Consider the following 14,789-nt stretch of genomic DNA (forward strand, 5'->3'; position numbering starts at 1 on the left):
CCTCCAACTCCGCCGCGGTCGGCGCCGACACCGACGTCGGCCGCGGTACCCCGCCCAGCCGGTACAGCAGCCGGTGCGGGCACCCTGCCCGACCGGCACAGCAGCCGGTCCGGGCACCCCGAAGCCCGGTCGGCACCGCAGCCGACCGTGACACCGACACCCGTAAGGAGCACCAATGGCCGACTACATCGTCGCCATCGACCAGGGCACCACCTCGACCCGAGCGATCGTGTTCGACCACTCCGGTTCCATCGTGTCCGTCGGACAGAAGGAGCACGAGCAGATCTTCCCGCGCGCCGGCTGGGTCGAGCACGACCCGACCGAGATCTGGGACAACACCCGCGAGGTCATCGGCCAGGCGCTCTCCCGCGCCGACATCACGCGGCACGACGTCGCCGCGGTCGGCATCACCAACCAGCGCGAGACCGCGGTGGTCTGGGACAAGAACACCGGCAAGCCGGTCTACAACGCGATCGTCTGGCAGGACACCCGCACGCAGGCGATCGTCGACGAGCTCGCCGACGGCGACACCGACCGCTACAAGTCGGTCGTCGGCCTCCCCCTCGCCACCTACTTCGCCGGCACCAAGATCGTCTGGATCCTCGACAACGTCGACGGTGCCCGCGAGAAGGCCGAGGCGGGCGATCTCCTCTTCGGCACGACCGACACCTGGGTCCTCTGGAACCTCACCGGCGGCGTCGACGGCGGCGTGCACAAGACGGACGTCACGAACGCCTCGCGCACCCTCTTCATGGACCTCGAGACGCTCTCGTGGCGCGACGACATCCTCGCGGACTTCGGCGTCCCGAAGTCCATGCTCCCCGAGATCGTCAGCTCGTCCGAGGTCTACGGCCACGTCGAGTCGTCGAGCCTGCTCCGCGAGGTCCCGATCGCCGGCATCCTCGGCGACCAGCAGGCAGCGACCTTCGGCCAGGCGGCCTTCGACCAGGGCGAGTCGAAGAACACCTACGGCACGGGCAACTTCCTGATCTTCAACACGGGCACCGAGATCGTCCGGTCGGAGAACGGCCTGCTCACCACCGTCGGCTACAAGCTCGGCGACCAGGAGACCCACTACGCGCTCGAGGGTTCGATCGCCGTCACCGGGTCGCTCATCCAGTGGCTCCGCGACAACCTCGGCCTCATCGGCAGCGCACCGGAGGTCGAGGCCCTCGCCAAGACCGTCGAGGACAACGGCGGCGTCTACTTCGTGCCGGCGTTCTCCGGCCTGTTCGCGCCGTACTGGCGTCCGGACGCCCGAGGCGCCATCGTCGGCCTCACCCGCTACGTCAACAAGGGACACATCGCGCGTGCTGCCCTCGAGGCGACGGCGCTGCAGACCCGTGAGGTCCTCGACGCGGTGAACGCCGACTCCGGCGTCGACCTGACGGAGCTCAAGGTCGACGGCGGCATGACCGCGAACGACGCGCTCATGCAGTTCCAGGCCGACATCCTCAACGTCCCGGTCGTCCGTCCGGTCGTCGCGGAGACCACGGCCCTCGGCGCGGCCTACGCCGCCGGTCTCGCCGTCGGGTTCTGGGCGAACCTCGACGAGCTCCGCGCCAACTGGCAGGAGGACAAGCGCTGGGAGCCCCAGCTCGACGACGCCGAGCGTGAGCGCACGCTGCGGCTCTGGAAGAAGGCCGTCACGAAGACCTTCGACTGGGTCGACGAGGACGTCCGGTAGGCATCTGCTGGCGTGACCGCCTGGAGGCGCGGTGCAGGTCCGACGGACCGGCACCGCGCCTCCCGGCCGTTGCGCTGGGCGCGGGGCGCTCGTGTGGAACCAGGTTCCGGACGCACCACCACGCCGTTTCGTGGTGCTGTGCCCGGAACCTGGTTCCGGACTGCCGGAACATGGTGCCGGCCGGCGCTCGCGGCGTTGCCGCGCCGTCAGGCGGCGGGTGCAACCCAGTCGGCGAGCTTGCGAGCCGCTGCGCCGGAGTCGATGGCCTCGGCCGCGACCGCGAGCTGCTCGCGGAAGCGCTGCAGGATCGGTCGGTCGGCCTCCGCAGGGGTCTGGGCGAGCCGGAAGGACACGAGACCCGCGGCCGCGTTGAGCAGCACGATGTCGCGGACGGGGCCGGTCTCCCCCGCGAGCACCCGGTGCACCACGGCCGCGTTGTGCTCGGGGTCACCGCCGAGGAGGTCCTCGGTCCGGGCCCGGGCGATGCCGAGGTCGCGCGGGTCGAGGTCGTGCTCGATGATGCGCCCGCCGGTGACCTCCCAGATGTGGCTGTGCCCCGTCGTGGTGAGCTCGTCGAGTCCGTCGTCGCCGCGGAACACCAGCGCGGTCGCACCACGCGTCTGGAACACGCCCGTGATGATCGGGACGAGCTCGAGCTGCGCCACACCCACCGCGTTCGCCTCGCAGCGCGCGGGGTTGACGAGCGGCCCGAGGAAGTTGAAGACGGTCGGCACGCCGATCTCACGGCGGACCGGACCCGCGTGCGCGAAGCCGGGGTGGAACGCACTCGCGAACGCGAACGTGAGCCCGACGCGGTGGAAGGTGTCCGCAACACGCGCGGCGTCCATCGTGAGGTCGAGGCCGAGCGCGGCGAGGACGTCGCTCGAACCGGACTTCGACGAGCTCGCGCGGTTGCCGTGCTTGACCACCGGCACGCCTGCCGCGGCGATGACGATCGCCGCCATGGTCGAGACGTTCACCGTCCCGACGACGTCCCCGCCGGTGCCGACGATGTCGAGCGCCATCGGGTCGACGTCCAGTGGTACCGCGGCGTCGAGGATCGCATCGCGGAAGCCGACCACCTCGTCGACGGTCTCACCCTTCGCGCGGAGCGCCACGGCGAAGGCCGCGATCTGGGCGGACGTCGCACGACCCTGCACGATCTCCTCCATGGCCCATGTGGACTGCCTGATCGACAGGTCCTGACGCGCCATGAGCGCGCTGATCACCGAGGGCCACGTGAGTTGGTCGTGCATGGTCCGATCGTAGTGAATTCGAGCGACCCACCAGTTGGCTGCGAAAACACTGTCGGTGGTTTCGGCCATAATGGAGTCTGTGACTAGCACCCCTCTCTCCAGATCTGCCACCGCACCGGTCCTCAACAGGCCGAACGCCGTGGCCGTGGGGACGATCGTGTGGCTGGGCAGCGAGGTCATGTTCTTCGCCGGCCTGTTCGCGATCTACTTCACGCTCCGCAGCACCTCGCCCGAGCTCTGGGCCACCGAGACCGCCAAGCTCGAGGTGCCGTTCGCGTCGGTGAACACGATCATCCTGGTGCTGTCGAGCTTCGCCTGCCAGTTCGCGGTCTTCGCCGCCGAGCGCTTCCAGGTGCACCGCACGAGCTGGAACCCGCGCCACTGGGGCATGACCGAGTGGTTCTTCGTCACCTACTGCATGGGCGCGATCTTCGTCTGCGGTCAGATCTTCGAGTACGCCAACCTCTGGCACGAGGGCGTCACGCTCTCCTCCAGCGCCTACGGCTCGGCCTTCTACATGACGACCGGCTTCCACGGCCTCCACGTCACGGGTGGCCTCATCGCGTTCCTGCTGACGCTCGGTCGCGGGTTCGCAGCCAAGAACTTCGGTCACAAGGAAGCGACCACCGCGATCGTCGTGTCGTACTACTGGCACTTCGTCGACGTCGTCTGGATCGGCCTCTTCGCCGTCATCTACCTGCTCAAGTAGAACTGGATAGCCCCCACAGCATGTTCAACAGATCCAAGTCCAAGAAGGGCCGCCGGTCTCCCCTGGCGACCGTCTCGCTCATCGTCGTCGGTCTGATGACGACCGGCGGTGCCTACGCGCTGTTCAGCTCCACGGCGAACGCCGACGACAGCACGAGCACCGTCTCCGCCGCGTCGACCCAGTCGAAGGTCAACGAGGGCGAGAAGCTCTTCGCCTCGAACTGCGCCACGTGCCACGGGCTGAACGCGCAGGGCACCGGTGAGGGGCCGTCCCTCATCGGCGTCGGCGCCGCGTCCGTCGACTTCCAGGTCGGCACCGGGCGCATGCCGATGGCTGCCTCGGGTCCCCAGGCCGAGGAGAAGCCGGTGCAGTTCACCGACGAGCAGGTCGATGCGCTCGCGCAGTACGTCGCGTCCCTCGCTCCCGGCCCCGCCGTGCCGTCGAGCGACCTCACGGACGGCAAGGGTGACGCTGCCGAGGGTGCCGAGCTCTTCCGCATCAACTGCGCCATGTGCCACAACGTGGCCGGTGCCGGCGGAGCCCTGACCGAGGGCAAGTACGCACCGAACCTGCAGAGCGTCTCGGGCAAGCACATCTACGAGGCCATGCTGACCGGCCCGCAGAACATGCCGGTCTTCAACGACCTGAACCTGACCCCGCAGCAGAAGGCTGACGTCATCGCGTACCTCAAGTACGTGCAGGACAACAAGTCGCCCGGCGGCTTCGCACTCGGGTCCATCGGGCCGGTGGCAGAAGGTCTGTTCATCTGGATCTTCGGTCTCGGCGCCGTCGTCGCGATGACGGTCTGGCTGACCGCGAAGTCCAACTGATCGTCCGTGTCGAACGACACTGAAGGGAACACCATGGCAGAGCACGACGACGAGGCACTGAACTCGTCCTCGGCTGTCGAGAAGCACGGCACGGCACACGGCACCATCGCCTCGCCCGGCACCGCGGTCGTGCCCGCGGACCCGTTCGAGAACCCGGGCGAGCCGCCGCACCGCGCGCGTCGCACCGACGTCGACCCGAAGAAGCAGCGGCTGGCCGAGCGTCAGGTCGCCACGTTCTTCTACCTCTCGATCGTGGGCAGCGTCCTGGCGATCGCCGCGTACGTGGCCTTCCCGATCAAGGAAGACGACTTCAGCACGGTCCGACTGGCGAACCTCTGGCTCGGGCTGTCGATCACCCTCGCGCTGCTCGCGCTCGGTCTGGGCGCCGTGTACTGGTCGAAGTCGCTCGTGGTCGACCGCGAGATCACCGAGATGCGCCACTCCACGCGTGGGACCGACGCGACCCGCGCCAAGGCGGTCGAGGCCTTCCAGCTCGCCGACAAGGAGTCCGGGTTCAGCCGTCGCAAGCTCATCCGCAACTCGATGATCGGCGCGCTGGCCGCCTTCCCGCTCCCGGGCATCGTCCTCGTGCGCGACCTCGCGCCCGCGGCCGACCCCAACGAACTCCTCCGCCACACGATGTGGGCGAAGGGCACGCGCCTGACGAAGGACCCGACGGGTCTGCCGATCAAGGCGTCCGACGTGACCATCGGTTCGGTGTTCCACGTCATCCCGGACGGCATGCTCGACAAGGAGGACATGCTGGAGGAGAAGGCCAAGGCCGCCGTCCTCCTCATGCGCCTCGACCCCAACGACCTCCACCCGGCCAAGGGCCAGGAGAACTGGGGCTACGACGGCATCGTCGCGTACTCGAAGATCTGCACCCACGTCGGATGCCCGGTCGCCCTGTACGAACAGCAGACGCACCACCTGCTCTGCCCGTGCCACCAGTCGACCTTCGACGTCGCGAACAACTGCGAGGTCATCTTCGGACCGGCTGCACGTCCCCTCCCCCAACTTCCGATCGCGATCGACGACGACGGCTACCTGGTCGCACAGAGCGACTTCCACGAGCCCGTCGGACCGTCCTTCTGGGAGCGTGAGCGCTGATGAGCACAACCACCCGTCCCGCGACGACGTCGGCCACCAAGCCGGCGCCGGAACGCGGTTCCCGCATCATCGGGGCCGCTGCCAACTACATCGACGAGCGCACGAGCATCTCGGGCCTGGTGAAGGAGGTCGGTCGCAAGATCTTCCCCGACCACTGGAGCTTCATGCTCGGCGAGGTCGCGCTGTACAGCTTCGTCGTCATCCTGCTCTCGGGAACGTTCCTGACGTTCTTCTTCCAGGCATCGATGGCCGAGGTCGTGTACCACGGCGCGTACGTCCCGCTGAAGGGCGTCGAGATGTCGACCGCGCTGCAGTCGACGCTGAACATCTCGTTCGACATCCGCGGTGGTCTGTTCGTCCGGCAGATCCACCACTGGGCGGCCCTGCTGTTCATCGCCTCGGTGATGCTGCACATGGCGCGCGTCTTCTTCACCGGCGCGTTCCGCAAGCCGCGTGAGCTCAACTGGGTGTTCGGCTTCATCCTCTGGGTGCTCGCCATGGCCGAGGGCTTCACCGGCTACTCGCTCCCCGACGACCTGCTCTCCGGCAACGGTCTCCGCATCATCGTCGGCATGATCGAGGGTGTCCCGGTGATCGGCGTCTGGATCGCCTACCTGCTCTTCGGCGGGGAGTTCCCGGGTACCGACATCGTCGGCCGCCTGTACACGTTGCACATCCTGCTGCTCCCCGCGATCCTCGTCGCGGTGCTCGGTGTCCACCTCGTGCTCGTCGTGATCAACAAGCACACGCAGTTCGCCGGTCCGGGCAAGACCAACGACAACGTCGTGGGTGTCCCGATCCTCCCGGCGTTCGCGGCGAAGGCCGGTGGGTTCTTCTTCATCGTCGCGGGCATCCTCGCCCTCATCGCGTCGCTGTTCACGATCAACCCGATCTGGAACTACGGCCCGTACGACCCGTCCCCGGTCTCCGCCGGTACCCAGCCCGACTGGTACATCGGTTTCGCCGACGGCGCGCTCCGACTGGTGCCACCGCACTGGGAGGTCGTCTGGTTCGGCTACACGGTGTCGTTCAACATCCTGGTCCCGATCGCCGTCCTCCTGGCGCTCATCGTGGCGATGTTCATCTACCCGTTCGTCGAGGCGTGGGTCACGGGCGACAAGCGCGAGCACCACATCCTCGACCGTCCGCGCAACGCCCCGACCCGCACGGGCCTCGGCGCGGCCGGCATCACCCTGTACGCGAGCCTCTGGGCCGCAGCGTCGTCGGACATCATCGCGACCCACTTCCTGGTGTCGATCGACCACGTGATCCACGTGATCCAGGCCATGACGGTCCTCGGCCCGTTCGTCGCCTTCTGGATCACGAAGCGCGTGTGCCTCGCGCTCCAGAAGAAGGACCGCGAGATCGTCCTGCACGGCTACGAGTCGGGCCGTATCGTCCGCCTCCCCCACGGCGAGTACATCGAGGTGCACGAGCCCTTAGACGAGTACGAGCGCTGGCGTCTGCTGCAGTTCAACGAGTACAAGCCGCTCATGGTCCGGCCGGACGCCCGGGGACGGATCACGGGCCTCCAGAAGGCTCGTGCCCGCGTGTCGCGGTTCTTCTTCGAGGACCGCATCGCGCCGGTGTCGAAGGCCGAGCTCGAGGCCGCGCACGCAGCGCACCACGGTCCGGAGCTGACCGAGGGCGAGCACCCGGCTGCTGCCGTCGGTGCCGGCAACCACTAGCACCGGACCGCTCCTCGCGGAGAACAGCGACCCCCCCGTCCACGTCGTGGTCGGGGGGGGTTCGTTGTTCCGCTCGATTCGAAAACACCGTCTCCGGTTCATCCGCGGTTCAGGATCGTGTGGCAGCGTGTTGCACCACGCACCCGTCAACGGAACGAGAAACCGATGGACAGCCGGACGGCCGAACACCCCAGGCCGAACCACTTCCTCCTCCACCTCAGTGACACCCACCTCGTGGCCGGCGACGGCCCGCTCTACGGGGACGTCGACCCGGCTATGCGTCTGGCCGAGATCATCTCCGACATCGAGGCCTCCGGGGCACGGCCCGAGGCGATCGTCGTGACCGGCGACGTCGCCGACAAGGGCGAACCCGGCGCCTACGCCCGCGTGCGGGAGCTCCTCGAGCCCGCCGCGGCCCGGATCGGGGCCCAGGTCATCTGGGCCATGGGCAACCACGACGAGCGCGGTGCCTTCCGCCGTGAGCTCTTCGGCATCCAGCCCACCGACCGCCCCGTCGACTTCGTCTACGACGTCAACGGACTGCGTGTGATCACCCTCGACACGAGCGTCCCCGGACACCACCACGGAGAGGTCTCCCCCGAGCAGCTCGACTGGCTCGCCGAGGTGCTCTCCGAAGCCGCTCCCCACGGCACCATCCTCGCCATGCACCACCCGCCCGTGCCGAGCGTCCAAGACCTGGCTGTGCTGGTCGAACTCCGCGACCAGGCGTCACTCGCCGAGGTCGTCGAGGGCAGCGACGTGATCGGCATCATCGCCGGGCACCTGCACTACTCGACGAGTGCCGTCTTCGCGGGGATCCCCGTCTCGGTGGCGAGCGCGACCTGCTACACCCAGGACCTCATGGAGTACCAGGCCGGTACCCGCGGTCGCGACGGTGCACAGTCGTTCAACCTCGTCCACGTGTACGGCCGGAACGTCGTGCACTCGGTCGTGCCGATCGGGCACTACACGACGGTCGGCGAGCCGGTGTCCGCGGTCGAGACGGAGGCCCGCCTCGCCGCTGCCGGTGTCAGGATCGCCCCTCCGGTCGAACCGGCCCCGGTGACGTCGAGCATCCCGGTCTTCACCCTCGACTCGGTGCCGCTCTCGCCCGTCCACCCGTAGAGCCGCGAAACGAGCTCGGAGGACCTGGCTGGTCTCCGGCTCCGGGCTCGCAGGCTCGGCCGGAGCGACCCGGCAGAACGCTGGCGTGTTCTAGGCGCCGGGCCGCTCCCACGGCGCAGGGAACGGGAAGTACTTCTCGAGGAAGTCGGTCACGCGCTCGGTCCGCTCCTCGTCGCTGACCTCCGGGAAGCTGCCGTCGTTGAGGCAGAAGAAGTCGACGTTCCGCTTCTTCAGGAGGTCGTCGAGCGTCTTCAACCCGGACTGCATCGTCGTGTCGACGTAGCGCACGGACGCGTTCTCCTGGATGATCGCCCGACCGGTGAGCAGCGCGTAGTAGTGGTAGAGCGAGTTCGTCACCGAGATGTTGTCCGCCGCGCGGAACCGCGATGCCGCCGTGGCCCGGAACTCGTCCGCGAACTCGTGCTCCATCTCGGTCATGATCGATGCCCGGAGCGGGGTCGGCGCGTGCTCGAGGTGTCGGGTCGTCACCGCTCCGAACCGCTGCTGCAGCAGGCGTCGGTTGACCCGGGCCGAGTTCTCGAACCCGCTGCGTGCGGGGTTGTTCGAACCGAGCCCGATGCGGGTGTCCGCCACGATGAACTTCGTGACCGACCCCGGGCTGAAGAACACCGAGGGGTCAGCGAGACGACCGAAGAACATGTCGTCGTTGGAGTAGATGAAGTGCTCGCTGATGCCCGGGATGTGGTGCAACTGCGACTCGACGGCCTGGGAGTTGTGCGTCGGCAGCACGGACGGGTCAGCGAAGAACTCCTCGCTCCGGACGATCCTGACCTTCGGGTGGTCGGCGAGCCACTTCGGCGCCGGCGAGTCCGTCGCGATGTAGATCTGCCGGATCCACGGCGCGAAGGTGTGGACGGACCGGAGCGCGTACTTCAGCTCGTCGATCTGCCGGAACCGGGCGGGCGCGTCGTCGCCCTCCCCCAGGACGGCGTTCGCCTGCGCGGCCTGCCGTGCCCGCTGGTACTCGATCGCGTTGCCGTCGACCCACGAGAACACGATGTCGATCGGGAAGCGGATGTCCGACACGTGGTCGTCGAACATGTGCTCGACGGTGCGCCAGGTGCGGCCGTACCGGTCGATGTCGACGAGCACGAACTCCTCGATGGGGAGGCTGCGGCGCATCAGGGCGTTCTCGACGGGTGCGAGCACCTCGGTGTCGGTGACGCGCCAGAACTCGAGCTGCACGCTCGTCTCGGCGCCGTACCGCAGCCGTCCGATCGGCTCGACCCGGGGGCGGAACAGCCGGAGGACCGGTTCGTCCGGTGCGCCGAGGCCGTCGTCGAGGACGAGGACGGCGGGGCGCTTCGGCGGCTTGGCGTAGAAGGGCTCGTTGGCGGCGGCCGCCATGACGGCGCTCTCGGCACGCTGCCGGTCGCGCTCGTCGACCGCGATCACGGGACGCTGGTCGTTGCCGCGGATGAGCAGGTGGTCGACGTCACCGGCGGTGAGGGCGTCGTCGAGGAACAGCAGGTCCTCGATCATGGACTGCTGGGGCGTCAGGTGGCCGTTGACGAGCGTCAGACGACCCTTCCGCACGACGACGTCGGGCCGGTCGAGACCGCCGGACGACGGGCGAGGGGTCAGCAGTGGACTCTCGGTCACCGGCTCGGTCTCGTCGCTCATCCATGCCCTTCGGGTCGATCGGTCGGGTCCTGCACCCGACTGACTGATCCTACCGTCCGCGTGGGCCGCGGGTTCGCGTCGCGCCTCGGACGCCCCGTGCGTCGAGACCGGCCGGGAGGAGCGGCACGCGTCCGCCCCGACGGGCTCGGCCAGAGCCGGGTCGCCCGCTCAGCGGTCGGTCGCGTCCGCCCCGACGCGCCCGGCCGGCGCCGGGTCGCCCACTCAGCGGTCGGTCGCGTCCGTCTCGCGTGGCACCTTCACGGCGAGCCCGACGACGATGAAGAGCGCCGCGGCGAGGATCTGCAGGGCGGCCCAGACCTGCCCGGGGATCGGTACGACGACCAGCGGGTTCCAGGACACCGCCACCGCTGCCATGAGTGCTGCCGCCCACCAGGAGCGCCCGCGCACGGCGAACACGAGGACGATCAGGGCGAGGACGGTCACACCCCACCGGGCGAACACGAAGGCCGAGGCGTCGATGATCGCGACGCAGGCGAGCAGCACGACGGCGGCGAGCAAGGACGGCGCGAGCGCGGGGCGCGTGTACGGCGGGAGTTCGTGGGTGCCGCCGGCGGCGCGCTGCGGTGCTCGTCGCGTCGGTGTCGCGGGCACGCCCTGCTGGGAAGACCCGATCGCGGGCCGTCCCTTCCGCGCCGCCATCAGGCGGACGCGCCGTCGAGGTCGATCGCCCGGAACGGTCGCGACATCGGCGGGAGGTCCCGGACGCGCTCGAGAGCTGGTTCGAGCTCGTCGAGGTACGCCCGGTAGCCCTCGTCGTTGAGGTGCAGCCCGTCGTCGGTGAAGCGGTCGGCGAGGTGGTCGCCGTCGGCGAGGGCGGGCCAGGCGTCGAGGTACTGCGCGTGGCAGGTCGCGACGAACTGGCGGAGGTGCCGGTTCGCCTCCTCGATCTTCGCGCGGTACTCGGCCTGCCGCGGCAGCACCGAGACCAGGAGCAGCCGTACACCGGGCAGCTCTCGGCGCAGGGTGACGAGGATCGTCTCGACGTTGCGCACGACGTGCTCCACGCTCGCGCGGTGGTTGCCGAAGTCGTTCGTGCCGATGAGCAGGACGATCACCTCGGGTCCGGCGGCCACGACGGCGTCGAGCCGCGCGAGCACCCCGTCGGTGGTGTCGCCGCCGACGCCCAGGTTCAGCGTGCGCTCCGACGGGAGCCGGTCCTGCCAGTCCCCTGCCTCGGTGATGCTGTCCCCCAGGAACAGGACGGTGGGTCGGTCCTCGGTCATGCTGCCTCCTCGTGCGACGTGTCAGCACCATCATTCTGGTGGGTGCGATTGCGGGAGGTCGAGTCGGTGTTGTGCGACTCGCGCTCGGCCGCCGCCGTGATGCGCTCGACCATGCCCGGGAAGATCACGCCGTGGAACGGGAGGATCGAGTACCAGTACACGCGGCCGGACAGGCCCTGCGGGAAGTAGATCGCCCGTTGGTGGTAGTCGCTGCCGCCCGCTGGCGACGGCGTCACGGTCATCTCCAGCCAGGCCCGGCCGGGTGACTTGAACTCGGCGCGGAGCCGGAGGTAGCGCCCACGGTCGAGCCGCTCGACACGCCACCAGTCCAGCGCGTCCCCCTGCTCCAGGCGCTGCGGGTCACGACGACCACGGCTCAGCCCGACGCCCCCGGCGATCTTGTCCATCCATCCCCTGGCGACCCAGGCGAGCGGGAACGAGTACCAGCCGTTGTCGCCACCGATGGACTCGACGACCCGCCAGACGTCTGCGGCGGAGGCCTCGGTGTGACGCTTCCGGTCGTCCACGTACACGGTGTGGCCGGCCCAGTCCGGGTCGCTCGGCAGCGGGTCGGCCGGGGTCGCGGCGAGCGTCGCGTTCCGCCAGCTCGTCTCGACCTCGCCGGTGCGCATGCGTGTCAGGGCCAGCCGGACCGCCCGCCGGTAGGACGTGAGCCCACCGTCGGGGTGCGGGACGTACTGGTCGATGTCGTGCTCACGCTGGACGCACTCGAACTGGAGCGACTCGATGATCGGACGCGCGAGCTTCCGCGGGATCGGCGTCACGATGTTGAACCAGTGCGCGGCGAGTCCCGGCGTGAGCACCGGCAGGGAGGCGATCGCGCGCTGCGGCAGCTTCGCCTCAACCGCGTACCCGTTGAGCATCTGGCCGTAGCGCAGGACGTCCGGGCCGCCGATGTCGAAGGTGCGGTTGACGTCGGCCGGGATGTCGAGCGCCTTGACGAGGTAGTAGAGGACGTCGCGGATCGCGATCGGCTGGATGTGGTTGCGGACCCACTTCGGTGCGGGCATCCACGGCAGGACGTCCGTCACGTGCCGGATCATCTCGAAGGACGTGCTCCCCGACCCGATCACGACGCCCGCCTGGTACGCGATCGTCGGGACGCCCGAGCGGAGCAGGACGTCCCCGACCTCCTTGCGGCTCCGGAGGTGCTTCGACAGCTCGCCGTCCGGGTGCAGCCCGCCGAGGTAGACGAACCGTCGGACCCCGGCCACGCGTGCCTCGTGGCCCATCGTGCCGGCAGCCTGCGTCTCGGCACGCTCGAAGTCCCCGTCCGCTCCCATCGCGTGGGCCAGGTAGTAGACCGCGTCGACCCCCTCGACCGCGGCGCGCACGGCCCGGGCGTCCGAGAGGTCGCCCTCCGCGATCTCCACGTCGTCGTGCCACGGGACGTCCTGCAGCTTCCGGGGCGTCCGTGCGAAGACCCGCACGGTGTGACCGGCTTCGAGGAGTCTGGGGACGAGGCGACCGCCGATGTACCCGGTGGCGCCGGTGACGAGGACGTGCATGCAGGGCACGGTACGCGCGCCGCCTCCGGGTAGGCTTGCCGGGTGGACAACGCAGCCATCCCCACCCCCGGCCACCTCGACGCGGACGCGGTCCGGGCACTCATCGACCACGCGATCCTGAAGCCCGAGCTCACCCGGGCGGACGTCGACGCCCAGCTCGACGAGGCCGCCGCGTACCGCGTGTTCAGCGTGTGCGTCCGGCCGAGCGACGTCGCGCACGCCGTCGAACGTCTGACCGGCACCGGGGTCGGCGTCGGCACGGTGATCGGCTTCCCGCACGGCACGACCTCGACCGCCGCCAAGGTCGCCGAGTCGCTGCAGGCCCTGGCCGACGGCGCGTTCGAGCTCGACATGGTGCAGAACATCGGCGCTGCGAAGTCCGGCGACTGGGAGCGCGTCGAGCAGGACGTCCGCGCCGTCGTCGACGCCGCCGGCAGCACGGTCGTCAAGGTCATCCTCGAAACCGCGTTCCTCACCGACGACGAGATCGTCGCCGCCTCGCGGGCCGCACAGCGCGCCGGAGCCGCGTTCGTGAAGACGTCGACCGGCTTCGCCGGTGGTGGCGCGACGACCGAGCACATCCGCCTGATGCGCGAGACCGTCGGCCCCGACACCGGTGTGAAGGCCTCCGGCGGCGTTCGCGGGCTGGACACCCTGCTCGAGATGGTCGACGCGGGCGCGGACCGCATCGGCACGAGCGCCTCGGCGCGCATCCTCGACGAGCTCGCGCACCGCAGCGAGACCGGCGCCGCGTCGGCGCTCGGCGACGACACCTCGTCCTACTGACCCCGACCCTCGCCGGGGCCGTGCACCCGCCGGACGCCAGCGTGCGTCCCGGACGTGCACCGAGCCTCCCGGCCGTCGCACCGGAGCGATCATGACCGACAGCACCACCCTCCCCGCGGGCCAGTCCCTCGCCCTCGCCGTCGACCTCGGTGGCACGAAGGTCGAAGCCGCCTTGGTCACCGACCAGGGCGTCGTCCTGCCTGCCACGCGACACCGCAGCCCGACCGGGCCCGGCCGGACCTCGGACGAGCTGCAGGCCGCGGTCGACGAGGTCGTGACCGCCACGCTCGCGACCCTGCCCGCGGACGCGACCCTGGTCGGCGTCGGGATCGGCTCAGCCGGACCCGTCGACGAGGTCGACGGTCTCGTGTCCCCGCTGAACATGCCCGTCTGGCGCGGCTACCCGCTCCGCGACCGCGTCGCGCAGCACGTGCCTGCCGGCGTCCCGGTGACGCTCCGCATGGACGGCCTCGCGATCACGCTCGCCGAGCACTGGGTCGGGGCAGCGCAGGGATCCGACCACGTGATGGGCATGATCGTCTCGACCGGGGTCGGTGGCGGGCTCATCCTGCACGGCCGCACCGTCAGCGGACCGACCGGCAACGCCGGCCACATCGGTCATGTCGAGTGCGGCGGGTTCGACGACCCGTGCGCGTGCGGCGGTACCGGCTGCCTGGAGGCCGTCGCGTCCGGACCGAAGACGGTCGCCTGGGCCCAGCGTCAGGGCTTCACCGGTACGACGGGCGAGGAACTCGCCGCAGCGTACGCCGCTGGCGACGAGATCGCTGTCGCGGCGGTGCGACGCAGCGGACGTGCGCTCGGTCAGGCGATCGCCGCCGCGACGAGCCTGGTCGACCTCGAGGTGGTCGCGATCGGCGGCGGCTTCTCGCACGTCACACCGGACCTCTTCGAGTACGCCCGGCAGGCTGTCGCGGGGCGCGTCGAGTTCCCGTTCGTGACGAAGGTGCGGATCGTCCCCACCGGTCTGTCGCAGGACGGGCCGCTCATCGGCGCAGCTGCGCTCGTCCACCGGGCGGATGTGCTGCGCTGAGCGATCGGCGCTGACGCGCGCCCTACCGCGGCTGCGAGGTGCGTCCCGGAGCGCGGGTGCGCGTGTCGGCCGGGAGGCGCGGGTCGTCCCCGCCCCACCCCTCCGCTCCCGGGGTGACACTGTCCACAGC

The 14,789-nt window shown here is 69.7% G+C and carries 13 protein-coding genes; 8 read left to right on the forward strand and 5 right to left on the reverse strand.

What is annotated here, in order from left to right; all coding sequences use genetic code 11:
- The first annotated feature begins 175 nt into the window (after positions 1-175).
- Positions 176-1,687 (forward strand): glycerol kinase GlpK, encoded by a 1,512-nt coding sequence (gene glpK / locus NS184_RS01760; protein ID WP_058724423.1) that lies wholly within the window; start codon positions 176-178, stop codon positions 1,685-1,687.
- Between the two features lie 206 nt (positions 1,688-1,893).
- On the opposite strand, the gene trpD is transcribed toward glpK, so the two are convergent.
- Positions 1,894-2,943, reverse strand: coding sequence for an anthranilate phosphoribosyltransferase (gene trpD, locus NS184_RS01765; protein WP_058724424.1), 1,050 nt, complete (start codon positions 2,941-2,943; stop codon positions 1,894-1,896).
- A gap of 70 nt (positions 2,944-3,013) precedes the next feature.
- Here trpD and ctaE point away from each other — a divergent pair, with 70 nt between their 5' ends.
- From ctaE to NS184_RS01790, 5 genes are all read left to right on the forward strand, one after another.
- On the forward strand, positions 3,014-3,652 hold the full coding sequence (gene ctaE, locus NS184_RS01770; RefSeq protein WP_058724425.1) for an aa3-type cytochrome oxidase subunit III: 639 nt from the start codon (positions 3,014-3,016) through the stop codon (positions 3,650-3,652).
- Between the two features lie 20 nt (positions 3,653-3,672).
- Positions 3,673-4,482, forward strand: a complete 810-nt coding sequence (qcrC, locus tag NS184_RS01775) for a cytochrome bc1 complex diheme cytochrome c subunit (RefSeq protein WP_058724426.1) — start codon at positions 3,673-3,675, stop codon at positions 4,480-4,482.
- Positions 4,483-4,515: 33 nt separating this feature from the next.
- Positions 4,516-5,592, forward strand: a complete 1,077-nt coding sequence (gene qcrA, locus NS184_RS01780; RefSeq protein ID WP_058724427.1) for a cytochrome bc1 complex Rieske iron-sulfur subunit — start codon at positions 4,516-4,518, stop codon at positions 5,590-5,592.
- Positions 5,592-7,280: a cytochrome bc1 complex cytochrome b subunit gene (gene qcrB, locus NS184_RS01785; protein WP_058724428.1), complete on the forward strand. Its 1,689-nt coding sequence runs from the start codon at positions 5,592-5,594 to the stop codon at positions 7,278-7,280. The genes qcrA and qcrB overlap by 1 nt, the downstream gene beginning before the upstream one ends.
- Positions 7,281-7,445: 165 nt before the next feature.
- A complete protein-coding gene (locus NS184_RS01790) occupies positions 7,446-8,405 on the forward strand; it encodes a phosphodiesterase (protein ID WP_058724429.1) in 960 nt (319 codons plus the stop codon).
- Between the two features lie 90 nt (positions 8,406-8,495).
- Here NS184_RS01790 and NS184_RS01795 read toward each other — a convergent pair whose 3' ends face one another.
- The 4 genes from NS184_RS01795 to NS184_RS01810 all read right to left on the reverse strand — a co-directional run bounded on the left by NS184_RS01795 (position 8,496) and on the right by NS184_RS01810 (position 12,822).
- Positions 8,496-10,049, reverse strand: coding sequence for a stealth conserved region 3 domain-containing protein (locus NS184_RS01795; protein WP_058724430.1), 1,554 nt, complete (start codon positions 10,047-10,049; stop codon positions 8,496-8,498).
- 222 nt (positions 10,050-10,271) lie between these two features.
- Complete coding sequence (locus tag NS184_RS01800; protein ID WP_058724441.1) at positions 10,272-10,661, reverse strand: DUF6804 family protein; 390 nt, start codon at positions 10,659-10,661, stop codon at positions 10,272-10,274.
- 47 nt (positions 10,662-10,708) lie between these two features.
- Positions 10,709-11,293, reverse strand: a complete 585-nt coding sequence (locus tag NS184_RS01805) for a GDSL-type esterase/lipase family protein (protein WP_058724431.1) — start codon at positions 11,291-11,293, stop codon at positions 10,709-10,711.
- Positions 11,290-12,822 (reverse strand): SDR family oxidoreductase, encoded by a 1,533-nt coding sequence (locus NS184_RS01810; RefSeq protein WP_058724432.1) that lies wholly within the window; start codon positions 12,820-12,822, stop codon positions 11,290-11,292. Before NS184_RS01810 ends, NS184_RS01805 begins: the two co-directional genes overlap by 4 nt.
- 42 nt (positions 12,823-12,864) lie before the next feature.
- Here NS184_RS01810 and deoC point away from each other — a divergent pair, with 42 nt between their 5' ends.
- Both deoC and NS184_RS01820 read left to right on the forward strand, forming a co-directional pair.
- A complete protein-coding gene (gene deoC, locus NS184_RS01815) occupies positions 12,865-13,608 on the forward strand; it encodes a deoxyribose-phosphate aldolase (protein WP_083513361.1) in 744 nt (247 codons plus the stop codon).
- Positions 13,609-13,699: 91 nt separating this feature from the next.
- Positions 13,700-14,659: an ROK family protein gene (locus NS184_RS01820; protein WP_058724433.1), complete on the forward strand. Its 960-nt coding sequence runs from the start codon at positions 13,700-13,702 to the stop codon at positions 14,657-14,659.
- Positions 14,660-14,789 lie beyond the last annotated feature (130 nt).

The sequence above is a fragment of the Curtobacterium luteum genome, from assembly GCF_001475545.1.
GTDB classification, from domain to species: domain Bacteria; phylum Actinomycetota; class Actinomycetes; order Actinomycetales; family Microbacteriaceae; genus Curtobacterium; species Curtobacterium luteum_A.

Coding starts and splice junctions, on each gene's coding strand:
- glpK (WP_058724423.1), top strand. CDS start 176: ATGGCCGACTACATCGTCGCCATCGACCAGGGCACCACCTCGACCCGA.
- trpD (WP_058724424.1), bottom strand. CDS start 2,943: ATGCACGACCAACTCACGTGGCCCTCGGTGATCAGCGCGCTCATGGCG.
- ctaE (WP_058724425.1), top strand. CDS start 3,014: ATGGAGTCTGTGACTAGCACCCCTCTCTCCAGATCTGCCACCGCACCG.
- qcrC (WP_058724426.1), top strand. CDS start 3,673: ATGTTCAACAGATCCAAGTCCAAGAAGGGCCGCCGGTCTCCCCTGGCG.
- qcrA (WP_058724427.1), top strand. CDS start 4,516: ATGGCAGAGCACGACGACGAGGCACTGAACTCGTCCTCGGCTGTCGAG.
- qcrB (WP_058724428.1), top strand. CDS start 5,592: ATGAGCACAACCACCCGTCCCGCGACGACGTCGGCCACCAAGCCGGCG.
- NS184_RS01790 (WP_058724429.1), top strand. CDS start 7,446: ATGGACAGCCGGACGGCCGAACACCCCAGGCCGAACCACTTCCTCCTC.
- NS184_RS01795 (WP_058724430.1), bottom strand. CDS start 10,049: ATGAGCGACGAGACCGAGCCGGTGACCGAGAGTCCACTGCTGACCCCT.
- NS184_RS01805 (WP_058724431.1), bottom strand. CDS start 11,293: ATGACCGAGGACCGACCCACCGTCCTGTTCCTGGGGGACAGCATCACC.
- NS184_RS01810 (WP_058724432.1), bottom strand. CDS start 12,822: ATGCACGTCCTCGTCACCGGCGCCACCGGGTACATCGGCGGTCGCCTC.
- NS184_RS01820 (WP_058724433.1), top strand. CDS start 13,700: ATGACCGACAGCACCACCCTCCCCGCGGGCCAGTCCCTCGCCCTCGCC.